13 protein-coding genes and 1 pseudogene are annotated in these 18,408 nt (G+C 73.2%); 12 read left to right on the forward strand and 2 right to left on the reverse strand.

The window, feature by feature from the left end; translation table 11 throughout:
* Nucleotides 1-105 precede the first annotated feature (105 nt).
* From OP86_RS20595 to OP86_RS20650, 12 genes and pseudogenes are all read left to right on the forward strand, one after another.
* Nucleotides 106-2,853, forward strand: a complete 2,748-nt coding sequence (locus OP86_RS20595) for an ATP-binding protein (RefSeq protein WP_033332713.1) — start codon at nucleotides 106-108, stop codon at nucleotides 2,851-2,853.
* Nucleotides 2,854-2,943: 90 nt separating this feature from the next.
* Nucleotides 2,944-3,708 carry an alpha/beta fold hydrolase gene (locus OP86_RS20600; protein WP_245231811.1) on the forward strand — a complete coding sequence of 255 codons (765 nt, stop codon included), beginning with the start codon at nucleotides 2,944-2,946 and terminating at the stop codon, nucleotides 3,706-3,708.
* A gap of 145 nt (nucleotides 3,709-3,853) precedes the next feature.
* Nucleotides 3,854-5,095, forward strand: a complete 1,242-nt coding sequence (locus OP86_RS20605) for an ABC transporter substrate-binding protein (protein ID WP_030058894.1) — start codon at nucleotides 3,854-3,856, stop codon at nucleotides 5,093-5,095.
* Nucleotides 5,067-5,996 (forward strand): carbohydrate ABC transporter permease, encoded by a 930-nt coding sequence (locus OP86_RS20610; RefSeq protein WP_078653629.1) that lies wholly within the window; start codon nucleotides 5,067-5,069, stop codon nucleotides 5,994-5,996. Before OP86_RS20605 ends, OP86_RS20610 begins: the two co-directional genes overlap by 29 nt.
* Nucleotides 5,993-6,808: a carbohydrate ABC transporter permease gene (locus OP86_RS20615; RefSeq protein ID WP_030058888.1), complete on the forward strand. Its 816-nt coding sequence runs from the start codon at nucleotides 5,993-5,995 to the stop codon at nucleotides 6,806-6,808. The genes OP86_RS20610 and OP86_RS20615 overlap by 4 nt, the downstream gene beginning before the upstream one ends.
* Nucleotides 6,809-6,917: 109 nt before the next feature.
* On the forward strand, nucleotides 6,918-7,910 hold the full coding sequence (locus OP86_RS20620; protein ID WP_030058886.1) for an AraC-like ligand-binding domain-containing protein: 993 nt from the start codon (nucleotides 6,918-6,920) through the stop codon (nucleotides 7,908-7,910).
* Between the two features lie 159 nt (nucleotides 7,911-8,069).
* Nucleotides 8,070-8,456 (forward strand): SsgA family sporulation/cell division regulator, encoded by a 387-nt coding sequence (locus OP86_RS20625; RefSeq protein WP_245231812.1) that lies wholly within the window; start codon nucleotides 8,070-8,072, stop codon nucleotides 8,454-8,456.
* A 138-nt stretch (nucleotides 8,457-8,594) separates the two neighbouring features.
* Nucleotides 8,595-9,959: a cytochrome ubiquinol oxidase subunit I gene (locus OP86_RS20630; protein ID WP_051830338.1), complete on the forward strand. Its 1,365-nt coding sequence runs from the start codon at nucleotides 8,595-8,597 to the stop codon at nucleotides 9,957-9,959.
* Entirely contained in the window at nucleotides 9,952-11,244 is a 1,293-nt protein-coding gene (locus OP86_RS20635; protein ID WP_033332716.1) for a cytochrome d ubiquinol oxidase subunit II, read from the forward strand. Before OP86_RS20630 ends, OP86_RS20635 begins: the two co-directional genes overlap by 8 nt.
* The gene (locus OP86_RS20640) at nucleotides 11,241-13,016 is read left to right on the forward strand and encodes an ATP-binding cassette domain-containing protein (RefSeq protein WP_245231813.1); all 1,776 of its coding nucleotides are present in this window, start codon (nucleotides 11,241-11,243) and stop codon (nucleotides 13,014-13,016) included. The genes OP86_RS20635 and OP86_RS20640 overlap by 4 nt, the downstream gene beginning before the upstream one ends.
* A gap of 1,100 nt (nucleotides 13,017-14,116) precedes the next feature.
* Nucleotides 14,117-14,701, forward strand: a pseudogene (locus OP86_RS39215) (ATP-binding cassette domain-containing protein); the annotation flags it as partial.
* A gap of 90 nt (nucleotides 14,702-14,791) precedes the next feature.
* Nucleotides 14,792-17,128: an Orn/Lys/Arg family decarboxylase gene (locus OP86_RS20650; RefSeq protein ID WP_030058873.1), complete on the forward strand. Its 2,337-nt coding sequence runs from the start codon at nucleotides 14,792-14,794 to the stop codon at nucleotides 17,126-17,128.
* Nucleotides 17,129-17,142: 14 nt separating this feature from the next.
* Here OP86_RS20650 and OP86_RS20655 read toward each other — a convergent pair whose 3' ends face one another.
* Both OP86_RS20655 and OP86_RS20660 read right to left on the reverse strand, forming a co-directional pair.
* Nucleotides 17,143-17,880 (reverse strand): YoaK family protein, encoded by a 738-nt coding sequence (locus tag OP86_RS20655; RefSeq protein WP_030058871.1) that lies wholly within the window; start codon nucleotides 17,878-17,880, stop codon nucleotides 17,143-17,145.
* The gene (locus tag OP86_RS20660; protein ID WP_033332718.1) at nucleotides 17,861-18,385 is read right to left on the reverse strand and encodes a DoxX family protein; all 525 of its coding nucleotides are present in this window, start codon (nucleotides 18,383-18,385) and stop codon (nucleotides 17,861-17,863) included. The genes OP86_RS20655 and OP86_RS20660 overlap by 20 nt, the downstream gene beginning before the upstream one ends.
* Nucleotides 18,386-18,408: the final 23 nt, after the last annotated feature.

An 18,408-nucleotide genomic window follows, 5' to 3' on the forward strand; every position in this document is an offset into this window, starting at 1 on the left:
GACGGGACCTTCCGGCACCGGCAGGCGGCGCCCGGGCACGGGGTCACCGATCGGCACGCGCCGAACCCGGCTTCGGCGGGCGAGCACGGACAGGAAGGGGCAGACGTGGCGGGGTCGGGCGAACCGCTGACCCGTAGCGGTCTGCGAGGCCGGGAAGCCGAACTCGAAGAACTCCAGGCGCTGATCACCTCGGTGGCCCGCACCGGCAGCGGCGCCCTGGCCCTGCTCCAGGGCGAACCGGGCATCGGCAAGACCACCCTGCTCACCGAGGCCGTCTCCCGGGCCAGGACGGCGGGATTCTCCGCCGGCCTCGGCAAGGCCGACGAGCTGCACCACATCGTGCCGCTGTCGTCACTGGCGGCCAGCATCCTGCACGGCGACCGGCCACTGCTGTCCGGCGACGCCTTCGCCGCTCTCGCCCGCAACCAGGACCAGCGGATCTGGCTGGTGGAGCGCCTCGCGGAGGCGATCGAAGCCAGAGCCGGCCGTACGCCGGTGCTGATCGCCCTGGACGACGTGCAGTGGGCCGACCCGCTGAGCCGGTTCGCCCTGAAACAGCTCCCCGCACGCCTGCGGACCTCGCCGGTCCTGTGGCTGCTGGCCGCACGACCGGATCCCGCCGGGCCGACGGAGGAGATCGTCGCGGCCGCGGCCGACGAGCTCCCGACGATCACCGTGCGCCTGGGGCCGCTGTCCGGCGCCGCCATCGGCCAACTGGCCGACGACACCCTGGGCACGGCCGCCGTCGAGCGGGTCCGGGACCTGCTCGACGGGGCCGGAGGGAACCCGTTCCTCGCGGTCGAGATGCTCGCCGGACTGGGCACCGCCGAGGCCCCGGGCGATCCGGTGCCCCCCACGCTCGTGGTGGGTGTGCGCGGCAGGCTCAAGTCCCTGCAGCCCGACACCCTGCGCTTCCTGCAGATGGGAGCCGTGCTGGGACGCAGGTTCGGCTTCCACGAGGCAGCCGCGCTGTACGGCCGACCGCCCGCCACGCTGATCCCGGCGCTGGAGGAGGCGATGCACGCCGGACTCCTGGACGACGACGGCGACGACCTGGTCTTCCGCCACGACCTGCTGCGCCAGGCCGTCTACGTCGACATCCCGCCGTCGGCCCGCAAGGCCCTGCACCGGGAGGCCGCCGGCCACCTCGTCGCCGCGGGCCGCCGACCGGTCGACGCGGTGCCGCACATCCTCAGGGGCGCCCTGCCCGGGGACGAGGAGTGCGTGGCGCTGCTGCGCCGGGCCGCCGAGGACGTGCTGACCGTCACCCCGGGCCTGGCGGCCGACCTCATGACGCGCGCCCTGGAACTGGTCCCCTCCGCACGGCCGCTGAGCTTCGACGCGGGCGAGCAGGCGATCCTCTTCCTGACCCGGGCCGGCCGCAACCGGGAAGCGCTGTCGACCGGCGACCGGCTGCTGGCCTGCCGGCCGCCGCTGGCGGTGGTCGGCCGGCTGCAGGCCGCCCTCGGCGGGGCACTGTGGAACCTGGACCTGGCCGAGGAGCTGCGCCGCCGGACCGAGTCGGCCCTCGGGATCGGGGGCGCCGACCCGGAGGTCGGGGCGAGACTGTCCGCGCTGCGCGCGCTGGCCCTGTCCCGGGGCCACGACCTCGTCGCGGCGCGCGAGGCCGGCGAGGCCGCGCTGCGCGCCGCCACCGCGATCGGTGACCGGGAGGCGCACGTCCTGGCCCTGTCCGGGCTCGGCGAGATCGCGCAGAACGCGGGCGAGAACGCGGTCGCGCTGGAGCGCTTCACCGCGCTCAGCGCCATCGACTCCGCCTTCCTGCCCGAGGAGATCGTCGCGCACCTGCACATGGACGACTTCGCGGCCGGGCGACGACTGCTCCTGCAGGCCGCGGACGACACCGGGCCGATCCGTCAGGCGATGATGCTGTGGGCCCAGGGCCAGCACGACCTGGGGCTCGGCCGGCTCGATGACGCCGACGCCGACTTCGCCACCATGGAGCGCCTGGAGGACGACGTGCAGGCACCCGTCCAGCAGGTGAACGCCCGCGTGATCCGCTCCCGGATCGCCCTGCTGCGCGGCGACCGGGAAGCGGCACGAGAGCACCTGGTCGCAGCCCGGGAGAGGCTGGCGGTCAAACCGAACCAGGGCAACACGGCCGCGGTGCGCTTCCTGGAGGCCGTCCACGCGCAGGCCGACGGGGACACCGGGCTTGCCGTCGAGAGGATCCGCCAGGTCCAGCAGGAAGGTTCCTTCATGCGCTGGCGGCTGCTGCGCGACTGGGTCGACTGCGCGATACGCATGGCCCTGCGCGGCGCGGACCACGAACTCGCCGAGGACCTGGCGGCACAGGCCGAGGCCCACGCCGAACGCAATCCCGCCGTGCCCACCGCCACGGGCATCGCGGCCCAGGCCCTCGGGCTCGTGAAGAACGATCCCGCCATGCTCGAACACTGCGTGGAAATCCTCGGGGCGTGCCCCCGCCCGCTGGTGCGGGCCGCCGCCCACGCCGACCTCGGACACGCCCTCCTGGCGGCGGGCCGCAGGCCCCAGGCGCTGGCCGCCCTGACCCGCGCCCGGAGCACGTTCACCGAGGCGGGCGCCCACGCGGCAGCGGCCCGCCTCCAGCACGATCTGGACGGTGCGGGCGCCGGCAGCCGCAGGGCGGCGACCGCGCAGCGCCCCGTCCAGGGGTGGCAGGCCCTCACCGCCTCGGAGAAGAAGGTCGCGCGCCTGATCGCCGAGGGCCACACCAACCGCTCGGCCGCCGACGCCCTGGTCGTCTCCCCGCACACCGTGAACACGCACCTGACCGCCGTCTTCCGCAAACTGTCGGTGAACTCCCGGGTCCAGCTCGCCAACCTGGTCGCGGCCCTGCCCGACGACTGAGCCCACCGTGGGTGATTGGTACGTTCGCGCGATGCCCGGCGCCCCCGAACCCACTTGGCTGGGAAGCGAACCCGATCGGAGGGCACCGCCATGCCACCTGTCCCCCCACCACCCACCATCGTGCTCGTGCACGGGGCGTTCACCGACGCCTCGTCCTGGGCCGGGGTCATCAACCTCCTGCATGCCGCCGGGCTGACCGTGCGCGCCCCGGCGAACCCGCTGCGCGGCCTGGCGCAGGACGCCGCCTACGTCCAGAGCGTGGTGCGCGACATCGGCGGGCCCGTCGTCCTGGTCGGCCACGACTACGGCGGCGCGGTCATCACCCAGGCCGCCACCGACGCCGACGACGTCGTGGCGCTGTGCTACGTCGCCGGGTTCGGCCTCGACGCCGGCGAGAGCGTCCTGGACATCACGCAGCGCTTCGCCCCCGCGCCGGTGGCCGACGCGACCGTCACCGCCGCCCTGCCCACCCACGTTCCCGGCGGCCCGGGCAACGAGCTCTACATCCGTCGGGACCGGTTCCCGCAGGTGTACGCCGCCGACCTGCCGCCCCACGTGAAGGACGTGATGTCCGTGGCCCAACGCCCGATCGCCCAAAAGGCGCTGACCTCCCGATCCGGCCCGCCGGCCTGGGCCTCCAAGCCGTCCTGGTACGCCATCGCGACCGCCGACCGGCTGCTCAACCCCACCGCCCAGCGCTTCATGGCCCAGCGCATGGCGGCCACCGAGTACGTGCTGGACGGCTCGCACGCCGTGCTGCTGTCGCAGCCCGCCGGCGTGGCGGCGATGATCCGGGAGGCCGCCGCACGGGGCAGCGGGCGCGAGGACGGCGACGCGCTCCGGCAGGCCTTCTGAGCACGTGGAACCCGATAGCATGCGTTCGAACGGAAGACGCCGGCACGGACCGTCCTGACGGCGCCCCGGGCCCGCTCACCCCCACGACACCGACCGACCCCGACCACAGACGTCCCGCCCCTCGGCACATCGGTAAAGGCGCAGCATGATCTCACCGGCCAGACCTCCGGCGCGACGGATCGCCGCCCTCCTGGCCGGGGCCACCGCCCTGCTGCTGACCGCCGCCGGCTGCGGCGGCGGGCCCGCCCCGGGCGAGGTCACCTCCATCACCGTGCTCGACTACTACACCGACGAGCCCGAGCACACCCAATGGGCCCAGACGCTCTCCGACTGCGGCAGGACCGCCGGGGTGAAGGTCGAGCAGACCAGCGTCCCGGGGGCCTCGCTCATCCCCAAGGTCCTGCAGCAGGCGTCGTCGCGGACCCTTCCCGACCTGCTGATGCTGGACAACCCCGACCTGCAGCAGATCGCCCAGACCGGCGCGCTGACCCCGCTGGACCGGTACGGCATCGACTCCAGCGGCTTCGCCCCGGGCATCCTGTCGACGGGCACCTACGACGGGAAGGTGTACGGGCTGGCGCCCTACGCCAGCACCGTCGCCCTCTTCTACAACCAGGACATGCTCGCCGAGGCCGGTGTCGCGGTGCCGAGGACCTGGGACGAGCTGAAGGCGGCGGCGGCCAGGCTGACCCGCCCCGGGCGCTACGGCCTGGCGCTCGACGCGAACGCCACCTTCGAGGGCACCTGGCAGTTCATGCCCTTCCTGTGGTCCAACGGCGGCGACGAGAAGCAGCTGGACACCCCGCAGGCGGCGCAGGCGCTCCAGCTGTGGGTCGACCTGGTGAAGAGCGGGTCCATGTCGAAGTCGGTGCTGAACTGGACCCAGGCCGACGTCCACGACCAGTTCGCCGCCGGCCGGGCAGCCATGATGATCAACGGCCCCTGGCGGATCCCCGCCCTGGACAAGGACAAGGACCTGCACTGGGCGGTGGCCCCCATCCCCGTCCCCCGGGCGGGACAGACCCCCGTCACACCGCTCGGCGGCGAGGTGTGGACCGTCCCGCAGAGCGCCTCCAAGGCCCGGCAGGAGAAGGCCGCCCGGGTACTCGCCTGCCTGAACAGCCCCTCGACCATGCTCGCCCTGGCCGAACAGCACTTCACCGTGCCCTCGCGCACCGCCGTGGCCGCCCGGTACGCCCAGCAGGTCCCGTCGATGGCCGCCTTCGTCGAGAGCGTGGAGGCGGCACGGGCCCGTACCGGCGAACTCGGCGTCAGGTGGCCCCAGGCGGCGACCGGCATCTACACCGCGATCCAGTCCGCGCTGACGGGCCAGCAGACACCGGAGGAAGCCCTCAGGCATGCGCAGCAGATCGCGACCGGTGGCTGAGGCGCGCTCCGGGGAGCGGGCGGCCCGGTGGATGTTCCTCGCGCCGGCCGCGGTGTACCTGCTGCTGTTCTTCGGCTACCCGGTCGTCAAGAACGTCGTGATGAGCTTCCAGCAGTACACGGCCACGACGTTCTACACCGGTTCCGCGCCGTTCGTGGGGCTGCAGAACTACGCGAAGGTCCTGACGTCGGACCTGTTCCCCAAGGCCCTGCTGACGACGGCCCTGTTCACCGCCGGCTCCCTGTGCGGGCAGTTCGTCATCGGCCTGGGCCTCGCCCTGTTCTTCCGGCGCCGCTTCCCGCTCGGCGGCGTCCTGCGCTCGCTGCTGCTGCTGCCGTGGCTGCTGCCGCTGGTCGTCTCCGGAGCGACGTGGAGGTGGATGCTCGACCCCGACACCGGGGTCGTCAACGCGGTGCTGCGCGGCCTGCACCTCTCGTCGTCCGGGATCCCCTGGCTCACCGGCACCTCGCAGGCGCTGGTGTCGGTGATCCTCGTCAACGTCTGGGTCGGGATCCCCTTCAACACCGCGATCCTGTACGGCGGCCTCCAGGACATCCCCCCGCACCTGTACGAGGCGGCGAAGCTGGACGGCGCGGGCCCGGTGCGCTCGTTCCGCCATGTCACCTGGCCCCTGCTGCGGCCCGTGGTGGGCGTCGTGCTGGTGCTGGGCGTGGTCTACACGCTCAAGGTGGTGGACATCATCCTCGTGGTGACGGGCGGAGGACCGGCCGACGCCACCGAGACCCTCGCCACCCAGGCCTACGAACTGTCCTTCCGGCAGTTCGAGTTCGGGCGCGGTGCCGCGATGGGCAACGTGCTCATCGTGATCTCGCTCGCCTTCGCCCTCGTCTACCTGCGCGCCGGCCGTCGCGCCCGCAGCGTCCGGGAGGGGATCGCGTGAGGCGCGCACCGGGCCGTGGCCTGCTGTCCACCGTCGTCGGGATCGTGCTGGTCGCGCTGATGCTGTTCCCCGTCTACTGGATGGTGAACGCCTCCCTCCAGCCGGCGGGCAACACCCTGCGGGGAGGCTGGTTCCCCTCCCGTCCGGACCTCGGCGGGTACGTCACCGCACTGCGCGATCAGGGACGCAACCTCCTCACCAGCCTCGTCGTGGCCCTCGGCAGTGTCGCCCTCAGCCTCGGGCTCGCCGCGCCGGCGGCCTACGCGCTGGCCCGGCTGCGCGTCCGCGGAGCCGGCCTCGTGCTCTTCGGCATCCTGATCACCCAGATGGTGCCGGGCATCGTGGTGGCCGACGCGCTCTACGGCACCTACAGCGACCTGGGGCTCCTGAACTCCTACGCCGGACTGATCCTCGCCGACTCCACCGCCGGGCTCCCCTTCGCGATCATCGTCCTGCGCGCGTTCATGCTGAGCATTCCCGGGGAGGTCATCGAGGCCGCGCAGGTGGACGGCGCCGGGCAGCTGCGCGCCTTCCGCTCCGTGGTGCTCCCGATGAGCCGGAACGCGTTGATCACCGCGGGCGTCTTCACCTTCCTCTTCACCTGGAGCGACTTCCTCTTCGCCCTCACCCTGACCACCACGCAGGACGTCCGGCCGATCACTCTGGGCGTCTACCAGTACATCGGCGCCCACACGAACCAGTGGAACGCCATCATGGCCACCGCGGTCATGGCCTCCGTCCCCGCCGCCGTCCTGCTCGTCCTCGCCCAGCGCTACGTCACCGCCGGCGCCGCCGGCGGCACCGTCGAATGAGGCCGTCCCCGGCCCCACCTGCGATCTAGCGGATTCACGCGATGTGCCGCGGCCCGGGCCCCTGGCACGGTGTACGAGAAGGCGCACCGATCGAAGAGGGACGGATCTGATGGCACCTGACGCACTGGTCCAGGAACGAAGCATCGCCCCCGGCAGCTTCCACACCACCGATTCGCTGCCCGTCGACCACCGGCGGCGGTACTGGCGCGACGCCCTGTCCCAAACGTTCGGCGCCGTGGACATGACCGTCCCCGACGAGGTGTACTCCGGCACGATCCGTGCGACACCGCTCGGCCGGCTCCAGGCCGTCACCGTGGCCGGCGACTGCCTGTCCGCGCTGCGCACCCGCCAGCTGGTCGCGCAGGGCGGTGAGGACGAGTACGTGGTCGTCAAACTGCTGGACCGGGGGGTCGCCCGCCTGGAGCAGGACGGCCGGGAAGCGCTCCTGGGGCCGGGGGACATCTTCGTCTACGACATGGCGCGCCCCGTCCGGCTGAACCTCCCCCAGTCCTTCCGGACGAAGTCCCTCGTCCTGCCGAGGGACGTCCTGGGCCTGAGCGAGTCCGAGATGGCGCACGTCACGGCCTCCCCGCTCGGCCCCGACACGCCCCTGGGCGGCCTACTCTCGCCGTTCCTGTCCGCTCTGGTGGACGGCGCGGGGACCTACCCGGCGCGTACCGGCGAGCTGATGGCCCGCAGCGTCGTGGACCTGCTCGGCGTGATGGCCGCCGAGGTCCTCGGCCGGTCCGGCGCGGAGACGCCCGGCGGGAACCGGGCGCTGCTGCTGCGGATCCAGGCCTTCATCGACCGGCATCTCGCGGATCCCGACCTGACCCCGCAGATCATCGCCCGGGCCCACCACATCTCGCTGCGCTACCTGCACAAGCTGTTCGAGAACGAGGACGCCACGGTCGGCCGGTGGATCCAGCGGCGCCGCCTGGAGGAGTCCCGGCGCGATCTGGCGCGCGGCAACGGCACCACGATCGCCGCGGTGGCGCACCGCTGGGGTTTCACCAGTGCCGCGCATTTCAGCCGGGCGTTCCGGGCCAGCTACGGGATGGCCCCCCGGGAATGGCGCGGCACCCGGGGCGCGGCGCTGTAGCGGGTTCTTTCTCGTACCACATTCCATGCATTCCGCGACAATGTTCCCCCACCGCGGGATTTTATGGTCATTTCAAGGAAATCCGACCCTACCGCCTTGTCGGGGAATGAGGGGAATGAAATGATCCAGCCTCCATCGCCGGTCAGATGCTCGGTGACCGTGCACGTCAGCGTCCCGGAGGAGCCGCCGACCCCGCTGCCCGCGGAGCTGCACTACGACCCGGCCGACCCCTACGCCGTCCGCCTCTGCCTGGGCGCGCCCTCGGCCGGCCCGGTGGAGTGGGTGTTCGCCCGCTCGCTGCTCGCGGAGGGCCTGTGCGGGCCCGCCGGTACCGGGGACGTGCTGGTGGCTCCCCTGCCCCGCGGCCGTCCGCGCACCGTGCGCGTCGTCCTGAGGTCCCCCACCGGCACCGCACTGATCGACATCGCGGCGTCGGCCGTCGCGGCGTTCCTGCGGCGCACGGACGCGCTCGTGCCGCCGGGGACGGAAGGCCTTCACATCGACATCGACCGCGCCCTCGCCGAGCTCACCGGCCGGCTGGACTGAACCGGCCCGCTCGCGCAGGCCTGCCGCCTCCGGGTGCGTTGCGCTGTGGGGACACGTGCCGTGCGCCGAGAGGCAACGGGCGCCCGCCGACCGGTCCTACGGTGCCCCCAAGGAGTCGTCCGATCGAGAGGAAACACCGTGGCATCGCCCGCAGTGGTGGAGATATCGCGATGGCAGTTCGCCGTCACCGCGGTCTTCCACATGAGTTTTCCCGCACTGACCGTCGGACTCTCCCTGTTCCTGGCCGTGACGTACACGCTCCACCTCAGGACCGGGAATCCGCTGTACCTCCAGATATTCCGTTTCTGGAAGAAGATATTCGCGGTCGGATTCGGCCTCGGCGTGGTCGCCGGAACCGTCATGACCTTCGAATTCGGCCTCAACTGGGGCCGATACGCCCACGCCGTCGGCCCGATCCTCGGTGTCACGATCGGCATGGAGGTCATCACGGCCTTCTTCCTGGAGGCCGGGTTCATCGGCATCATGCTCTACGGCGACGGCCGGGTACGCCCCCGGACCATGGCGCTCGCCTGCTGGATGCTCGTCGTCGGCACCCTGCTGTCCACGACCTGGATCCTGTCCGCCAACAGCTGGATGCAGGACCCGGCCGGTTTCACCGAGGTCGACGGCCAGTTCCGGGCGAGCAACTGGTGGCACGTGCTGTTCAATCCGGCGTTCGCCTACCGGTACCCGCACATCCTGCTCGCGGTGCTGATCAGCGCCGCCTGGTTCATCGGCGGCATCGCCGCCTGGTACCTGGTCAAGCGGCGGGCGCTGCCCTTCGCGCGCCGCACCCTGTCCATCGCCCTGGGAGTGCTGGCGATCCTGATGCCCGTACAGCTGTACGTGGGCGACGCCACCGCCGGGTTCATGGGTGCGCACCAGCCGGCGAAACTGGAGGCCTTCGAAGGCAACTGGAAGACCGACAACAACGGCTACAACCTGTTCGTGGTGCCCGACACCGACAAGGGCGAGAACCGGTTCCAGGTGGGGATCCCGCACCTGGGCGCGGTCATCGGCAAGGACCTGTCCGGGCAGGCGCACGTCCCCGGACTTCTGCAGACGCCGGAGGACGAACGCCCCAACATGTGGGCCGCCTTCTACGGCTTCCGGGCGATGTACTTCACCGCCCTGGCGATGTTCGCCATGGCCTTCGCCGGACTGGTGCTGCGGCTGCGCGGCAGGCTGTACACGGCCCGGCGGTTCCTGCGGCTGATGGTGTGGATGACGCCGGCCGGCGTGTTGGCCATCAGCGGCGGCTGGATCACGGCGGAGGCCGGCCGGCAGCCCTGGGTCGTCTACGGCCTGATCCGCACCAGCGACGCCGTCTCCCACCTCTCCCTCGGCGCGGCGATCGCCAGCCTCACCGGCTTCGTCGCCCTCTACGCGCTGCTGCTCGGGCTGTGGATCCGCTACATCGTGCGCACGGTGCGCACCGGCCCCGAGCACCTGGTGACCGACGCGGGCACCACCGCCCACTCCACGGAGATCAGCCATGCTTGAGTACGCGTCATACGCCCTGGTCCTGCTCGCCCTCGGCGCCTACGTGCTGCTCGACGGCTACGACCTGGGCGTCGGCATCCTGAGCCTGTTCGACCGCAGCGACCGGCGGCGCAAGGAGTACAACGAGCTGATCGCGACCGCCTGGGACGCCAACGAGAGCTGGATCGTCCTGGCGGGTGTCGCGCTGTGGGCGGGCCTGCCCGGCGTCTACGCCACCGTGCTGCCCGGCGCCTACCTGCCGCTCGTCGTCATGCTGCTCGCCATCGTGCTGCGCGGCACGGCCATCGAGCTGCAGAGCGCCGCCCCCGGCTACCGGCGCGGCTGGGGCCTCGTCTTCGGGCTCGCCTCGCTGGTGGCCACGGTGTGCCAGGGTCTCGTGGCCGGGGCCGTGCTGTCCGGACTGCGCCACTCGGGCCAGACGTTCACCGGGGGCACCTGGGACTGGTTGACGCCCTACGGCGTGCTGTGCGCCCTGGGGCTGGTGGCCGTCTACCTGCTGGCGGGGGCCGCGTGGCTGCAGGACAAGACCACGGGGAGCGCCCACGCGTGGGCGGGCCGGCTGGGCCGACCGCTGATCCTGGCGGTCGGGGCGGCCGGCCTGGTCCTGGGTTTCGGGCTCCGCTTCGCCGACCCGCAGCCCCTGCGCTTCGACCAGCCGCTGCGCGCGGCCCTGTTCGGCCTCGCGGTGGCCGTGGCCGTGGTCTGCGCGGGGATCGCCTGGTACGGCTTCGGGCGCCGGCCCGACTGGCGTCCGTTCGCCGCCGTGGCCGGTACGGAGGCCGCGGGCCTGCTCGCGCTCGTCGCCGCCACGGCGCCCGTCGTCGTCCCGCCCGACCTGACCGTGCACGCGGCCGCCGGCCCGCACGGCTCGCAGCTGTTCCTGCTCATCGGGGTCGGCGGGTGCATGCCGGTCGTGCTGGCCTACAACGTCTACGCGTGGTGGGTCTTCCGCGGGAAGTTCTCCCGGCCGGCGGACGTCTCCGTCGCGGACGTCTCCGTCGCGGACGGCCCGGCCGGCACCGCGGCTGCCGTGGAGCGGCCCGCGGCGGTGGCTCCGGCCGCGGGCGGCGGCCCGTGGGCGGTCGTCGTCGCCCGGCGGGTGCTCCTGACCCTGCTGGCCGTGGCGGTGGCCGCCGTCTCGCAGGACGTCTTCGGTGGCGTGCGGGTGTGGATCGGCCCGGCCGGTGTCGCCCTGTTCGCCGTGACCGCGCTCGCCGTGTGGATCCGGTCCGAGCGCCGCTCGGCGGCCGCCGGCGAGTTCGACCTCCGGGCCGCCGACCAGTGACCGACATCCCCGACCACCTCGCCCGGCTCGGCCGGGACGACGAAGACGGCCGGCAGCGGGCAGCGGGGCTGCTCGCCCGCTGGGCGGCGGTCGGCGAACCGGCGTTCCGGCGGGCCGGCACCCTGCGCGGGCTGGCCGCCGCGGGCCATGTGCTGTGGGCGGCGGGGCTGGGCCGGGCGGCGCAGGCCGCACTGGGCTCCCCGCACGGGGGTGGTGTGGCCCTGGCTCCGGTGCTCTCCGGTGCGGCCCTGGTCGCCGCCGGGCTGCTGCTGCGCGCCGCCCTGCTCGCGGCGGCCGACCGGGTCGCCGACGGCGGGGCGGCCGCCGTCCGGGACCACCTGCGCGCCCGCCTGCTCCTGGCCGCGCTCCCGTCCACGGGCACGCCACCGGAGGAGGTGCCCGACGCCGCTCTCGGCGAGGCGCTGGAGAGCGAGGTGGGCCGGCTCACCCCGTGGCTGACGACGTACGTCCCGGCCCGGCGCACGATGCTGCTGGGAAGCGGCATCGTCCTGGCCGCCATCCTGGCCGGCAGCTGGGCCGTCGCGCTGCTGCTGGTGCTCGCGACCCCGCTGCTGCCGTTCAACCTCAAGGTGATCGGCATGGGCACCCGCGCCGCCGTGCACGCCCAGCTCACCTCCACCCGGCAGCTGAGCACCCACCTGCTGGACCAGCTGCGCGGACTGCCCACGCTCATCGGCCTGGGAGCCGGTGAGGAAGCGGTGCGCGCGACCGAGGCGGCCGACCGGGAACTGGCCAGACGCACCAACGCCGTCCTGCGGGTGGCCTTCCTCTCGACCGCCTGGATCGAGCTGCTCATCACCGTGGCCATGGCGGTCGTCGCCACGTACTGCGGGCTCGCCCTGCTCGGCTACCTCGACCTGCCGGTGGTCCCGTCCACCATGAGCCTGGGCACCGCACTGTTCGTCCTGGTCCTGACCCCGGCGTACTTCGCGCCCGCCCGGGAACTCGCGCGCGGCTACCACGCCCGCGCCGAGGCATCCGCGGCGGCCGAGCTGATCGCGGGGATCATCGAGCGGGCTCCGGCCGGACCGTCCGGCCGTCCCGCTGCGCATGTGCCCGCCGCGCGTCGTCCGAGCCCGCCGAGCCCGGCCGGGGTGGTCCTGGAGGGGGTGACGGTCCGGTACCCGGGGCGCCACGACCTGGCCCTGGACGACGTGACGCTGACCGTGCCGCCGGGTGCGGTCGTGGCCATCGGCGGGCCCAGCGGCGCAGGCAAGACCACCCTGCTCTCCGTGGCGGCAGGTCTGCGCGAACCGGACCGCGGACGGTGCCTGCACTGCGTCGGTTCCGTGACCGTGCCCGCCTCGCCCGCCATGACGGCATGGGCCGGACAGCCCTCCTACCTCCTCCCGGGCACGCTGCGCGACAACCTGCTGCTGGCCCGGCGCGACGCCGGGGACGAGGAGCTGACCGCGGCCTTCGCGGCACTGGGCTTCGAGGACCTGCTGGCCGCACTGCCCCAGGGGCTGTCGACCCGGGTCGGGGAACGGGGCCTGGGGCTGTCCTCCGGGCAGATGCAGCAACTGGTGCTGGTCCGGGCGCTGCTGCGCGACGCACCGCTGCTGTGCCTGGACGAACCCACCGCCCATCTGGACCCGGACGGCGAGGCCCGCGTCATCGGCGCCGTCCGCACGCTCGCGCGCACCCGCACCGTGCTGCTGACGACACACAGCCCGGCACTGCTCGACATCGCCGACGACGTCGTGCGGTTGAGCCGGGGACGGGTGTCCCGGATCAAGGAGGCGCTGTGACCGCGTTCAGGCTGCTGTGGAGCGCGGCGGACCACCGGGCGCGCCGCGACCTGCTGTTCGCCATGGTGCTCGCGGGTACCGCCGAACTGTGTGCCGCCGCTCTGCTGGGGGTGTCCGGCTGGTTCCTGACCTCCTGCGCGGTGGTCACCGCACAGGCGAACACCACCTGGTCGTGGATGTACCCCTCGGGGACCGTCCGCGCGCTCGCCCTGGGCCGCACCGGTCTGCGCTACGGAGAACGCCTGGTCGGCCACGGCGCTCTGCTCGGCGCGACCGTCTCGCTGCGCTCGCGGCTGGTCCGCGCCGCGACCACCGTGCCGGCGCGCGAACTGCGCGACCACCGGGACGGCGCCCTGATGGCCCGGCTCACCGGCGACGTCGACGCGGTGGGCGCCATGGCCGCCCGGGTCGTCCCGCCGCTGGCCGGGATCGGCCTGACCGCCGCCGTCGTCGTCGCTCTGCTGACGGTGGCGAGTCCGCCGTCGGGTGCGGCCGAACTGCTGCTGCTCGCGCTCGCCACGGCCACGGCCGTGGCCGGCGAACGACGCACCCGCGACCACCGGCGCACGGCGGCCGAGGCGTGGACCGCCGCCCGCACCGGGCTGCTCAGCGCGCGCTCCGCGCTGGCGGAACTGCGCTGCCTGGACGCGGTCGATCCGGTCCGCGACCGGGTCGCGGACGCGGTCGGCCGGGCCCGTCGGGCCGAGGCCGCGGCGGAGTCGGTGCTGCGCCGCTCCAAGCTGCTCCTGCGGCTGCTGGCCGCGGCCGGCCAGACGACCGTCCTGGTCCTGGCGCTGTCCGGTCCCGTCTTCGCCCAGCCGGCTGCCGACGCCATCGGCGAGGTGCTGCTGGTCGCGGCCGCGTACGAGCTGATGGAGACGCTCCCCCAGGTGCTCCGCGACCGCGGCCTGGCCGCCGACGCCGCCCTGCGGCTGACGGATCTGGCGAACCGCGGCCTCCCGGACGGGCCGCCGACCGCGTCCCCGTCCCCGTCCCCGTCGACGTCGACGTCGCCGCTCACCGGCGCCGCCGGGGCGACCCTGGTGGCCCAGCACGTGCCGGTGGGCGTCGGCGACGCCCGCACCCGGTGGTCCACGGTGATCGGGCCCGGCAGCGTCGTCCTGGTCACCGGGCCCAACGGCAGTGGCAAGAGCACCCTGTTGGAGACACTGGCGGGACGCATCCGCCCCACCGAGCCCCGGTCGGTGCTGCTCGACGGCGTCCCCGTCGAGTCCCTGCCCGCCCGTGCGCTCGCCGATTCGCTCACCCTCGTCGAGGCGGAGGACTGGATCGCCGACGCGACCGTCGCCGAGAACCTGCGCCAGGCCGCCCCGGGCGCGGACGACGACACCCTGCGGGCCGCGCTGGCGACCGCGGCCCTGGAGCAGCTGCCCCTCGACACCCCGACGGGCCCGCTGGGCGGCGCGCTCTCGCAGGGCCAGCGCCGCCGCCTGGTGATCGCGAGAGCGCTGCTGCGGGCACCCGCGGTGCTCCTGCTCGACGAACCGACGGCCGGCCTCGACGACCGTACGGCGGTGCGGATGCTGACGGGCCTGCGTCGCGCCCTGCCGGACACCGCCCTGGTGATCGCCCTGCCGGACCGGCACGACGACCTGCTGCCCTTCGCCGCGACCCACACCCTGCGGCTGGAGGCCGAACCCGCCAGTGTTACCGCCTTCGGGTGAAGCGGCGCGAATACCGCCGTTGACGTGCCCTGGCCGGACGAGACTGTGCCGGGCGCCGAAGGGTGCAGGGGATCACGGAGGGGAGCTGCCATGGTGAGCGGCACGGTGCTGTTGGCGCTGCGCGAGAACCCGCTGCAAGGAGGGGTGAGCACCGAGCAACTGCGGCGGATCGGCAAGGAGTTGGAGAACCAGGGTCTGGCGCTGCGCTGGGCGGCCACCGCCCGTGACGCGCGGGCGGTCCTGCGCACGGAGTCGGGGCTCGCGGCGGCCGTGGTGGCCTGGGACCTGCCGGGCGGGGACGGCGACGACGGCGGCGACCAGGAGGGCGGCGGCGCGGACGTCCTGCGGCTGATCCAGCGCCGGTTCAAGGACCTCCCGGTCTTCCTGCTCATGGCGGACGAGTCCGACCACGACCTGGAGCGGCTGCCGCTGTGGGTCTCGGAGGCCGTGGTCGGCTACATCTGGCCGCTGGAGGACACCGCCGCCTTCATCGCCGGCCGGGTCACCGCCGCCGCCCGCGCCTACCACCGGGACGTCCTTCCGCCGTTCTTCAAGGCGCTGCGCCGCTTCGACGACGCGCACGAGTACTCCTGGCACACCCCCGCGCATTCCGGCGGTGTCGCGTTCCTGAAGTCTGCGGCGGGGCGGGCCTTCTTCGACTACTTCGGCGAGCGCCTCTTCCGTAGCGACCTGTCGATCTCGGTGGGAGAGCTCGGGTCGCTGTTCGAGCACAACGGGCCGATCGGGGAGGCCGAGCGCAACGCCGCCCGGGTCTTCGGCGCCGACCGCACGTACTTCGTCCTGCACGGCAACTCCACCGCGGACCGCATGGTGGGGCACTACTGCGTCACCGCCGACGAGATCGCGCTCGTGGACCGCAACTGCCACAAGTCCGTGCTGCACGGCCTGGTGATCTCCGGTGCCCGTCCCGTGTACCTGGTTCCCACCCGCAACGGTTACGGTCTCGCCGGCCCGCTGCCGCCGGCCGAGATCGCCGCGGACGCCGTGGCCGCCCGCATCGCCGCCAACCCGCTGACGGCCGGGGCGGTGTCCGACCGGGCCCAGTACGCGGTGGTGACCAACTCCACCTACGACGGGTTGTGCTACGACACCCTCGCTGCGGCGCACGCGCTCGCCCCGAGCACACCGCGCCTGCACTTCGACGAGGCGTGGTTCGCCTATGCCCGCTTCCACCCCCTCTACGCCCGCCGTTACGGCATGGCCGTCGGCCCGGACACCTTCGACGGCCCGCAGCGGCCCACCGTGTTCGCCACGCAGTCCACGCACAAGCTGCTCGCCGCGCTGTCGCAGGGCGCCATGGTGCACGTCAGGACCTCGCCCCGCGCGCCCGTCGAACACGAGCGCTTCAACGAGGCGTTCATGATGCACGGCACCACGTCACCGCTCTACCCGGCGATCGCCTCCCTCGACGTGGCGACCGCGATGATGGACGGCCCGCAGGGCCGGTGGCTGATCGGCGAGGCGCTCACCGAGGCCATCCGCTTCCGCCAGGCCGTCATCCGTACCGGACGCCGGATCGTCGACGCCGGGGACCGGCCCGACTGGTTCTTCGGTATCTGGCAGCCCGACGAGGTCACCGATCCGGCCACCGGCCGGCGCATGCCCTTCGCCGACGCCCCCGCGGCGCTGCTGCGCGACGAGGCGAGTTGCTGGCTGCTGGAACCGGGCGCCGACTGGCACGGCTTCGAGGGCCTCGGTGACGGCTACTGCATGCTCGATCCGATCAAGGTCACCCTGACCTGCCCCGGGGTGACGGCGAAGGGCGCGACCTCGCCCTGGGGCATTCCCGCCCGCGTGCTGACGGCGTACCTGGCCACCCGCGGGATCGTCGTGGAGAAGACCGACAGCTACACCACGCTGATCCTGTTCTCCATGGGCATCACCAAGGGCAAGTGGGGCACCTTGCTGGACGCCCTGATGGACTTCAAATCCCTCTACGACACCGATGCACCGTTGGAGCGGGTGCTGCCCGGCCTCGTCGGCCAGTTCCCGTCCCGGTACGCGGGCACGACGCTGCGCGACCTGTGTCAGCGGATGCACGAGCACCTCACCCGCGCGGAGCTGATCACCGCACTCGACACCGCGTTCCAGCAGCTCCCCGAGCCCGTGGAACCGCCCCAGCGCTGCTACCAGCGGCTGATCCGAGGGGGCACCGAACGCGTACGCCTGAGCGCGGCCGCCGATCGGGTCGCGGCCGCCATGGTCACGGTGACACCTCCGGGCATCCCGGTGCTCATGCCCGGCGAGTCGACCGGTGCCGCCGACGGACCGCTCCTGCGCTACCTGCGCGCGCTGGAGTCCTTCGACCGGGCCTTCCCCGGCTTCCACAGCGAGGCGCACGGCGTCACCGTCGACACTGCCACCGGGGACTACCTCATCGAGTGCGTCCGCCGGCCGGAAGCCTGAACCGGCGCCCACGGTCAGGACGGTGGCCGGGTCCAGGCCGGGGCGCCGGCCGAGAGGCGGTGGGTGGTCGCGGCGACGAGGGCGAGGAGCAGCAGGATCAGGCCCAGGGTGAGCACGAGGTGGCCGTGCAGGACGAGTTGGGCTCCGGCGAAGGCGCCGAGGAGCATCGCCAGCGCGGACAGGATGCGGCGGCCGGGGCGCGGCGCCTGGCCGCCGGCCGGGGTGGAGTCCGCGGCCAGCCCGGTCAGGGTCAGGGTCAGGACGGTCGTGGTGAGGTCCGGGACGCCGAGGCGCCGGGCGACCGCGTTCTGCAGGCCCATGCCGATCCCGAGGAACACGATCAGGGTGTACTGGACGCCCGTGGTGACCCGGCCGTCGGTGAGTGCGGCGGTGGCCACGGTGACCGCGACCAGCACGGTCTGCAGGGCGGTGGCCGTCTTCAGCAGGTTTCCGCGGTGCGTCGCGAACCGGGTGCCGAGCCGGCCTCCGGTGAACGCGCCGACGAGGAACGCCGCCAGGGCGACGACCGAGGCGAGTACGGACAGCTTCGCGGCGCCGGACAGGGCGAATCCCAGGAAGACCACGTTGCCCGTCATGTTGGCGACGAAGACGTGCCCGAGCGCGAGGTAGCTCACCGCGTCGACCAGTCCGGTGACCACCGTCAGCGTCAGCATCAGGGGCAGCAGCGGGCCGTGGCGGTCCTCTGCGGTCGGTACGAGTGTGCGGGCGGCGTCATTCAGCAGCCTGCGCATGCTGCTTCCTTTCCGTTGCGGCGGGCGGGCGGTGCAGTGCGACGCGGGTGAGCAGTCCGCTCACCGGGCCGAAAACGATGGCGGGCAGGACGATCCACAGCGGCCAGGGCGTGATGCCCAGGGCGTGGTCGAGCGACCACCGGCCGGGCCCGGTGAGGGCCAGCGCCGCGCAGACGGCGACGAGGACCAGCGGGTATTCGTAGCCGTCGTTCTGCACCCACAGGCCCTTGGGCCGTTTCACGGTGCCCGCGACGGTCATCACGCCCATGGCGGCCATCGCCGCCAGGGGTGTGAGCAGTCCGGCGGTCAGGAACAGGCCGGCGCCGATCTGGCTGGCTCCCGCGGCGATCGCGGTCAGCCGGCCGCCGCGGAACCCGTCGTGGCGGAACTCCTCGGTGCCGCCCGCCAGGCCGTGGCCTCCGAGTCGGAAGCTCACCTTCTGGACCCCGTGGCCGGCGATGAGGAGTCCCACCACCAGTCGTAGGGCCAGCAGTCCAGCGTTCATCGTTTCCTGCCTGTTCCTGACAC

Source organism: Streptomyces novaecaesareae (assembly GCF_000716875.1).
Lineage (GTDB): Bacteria > Actinomycetota > Actinomycetes > Streptomycetales > Streptomycetaceae > Kitasatospora > Kitasatospora novaecaesareae.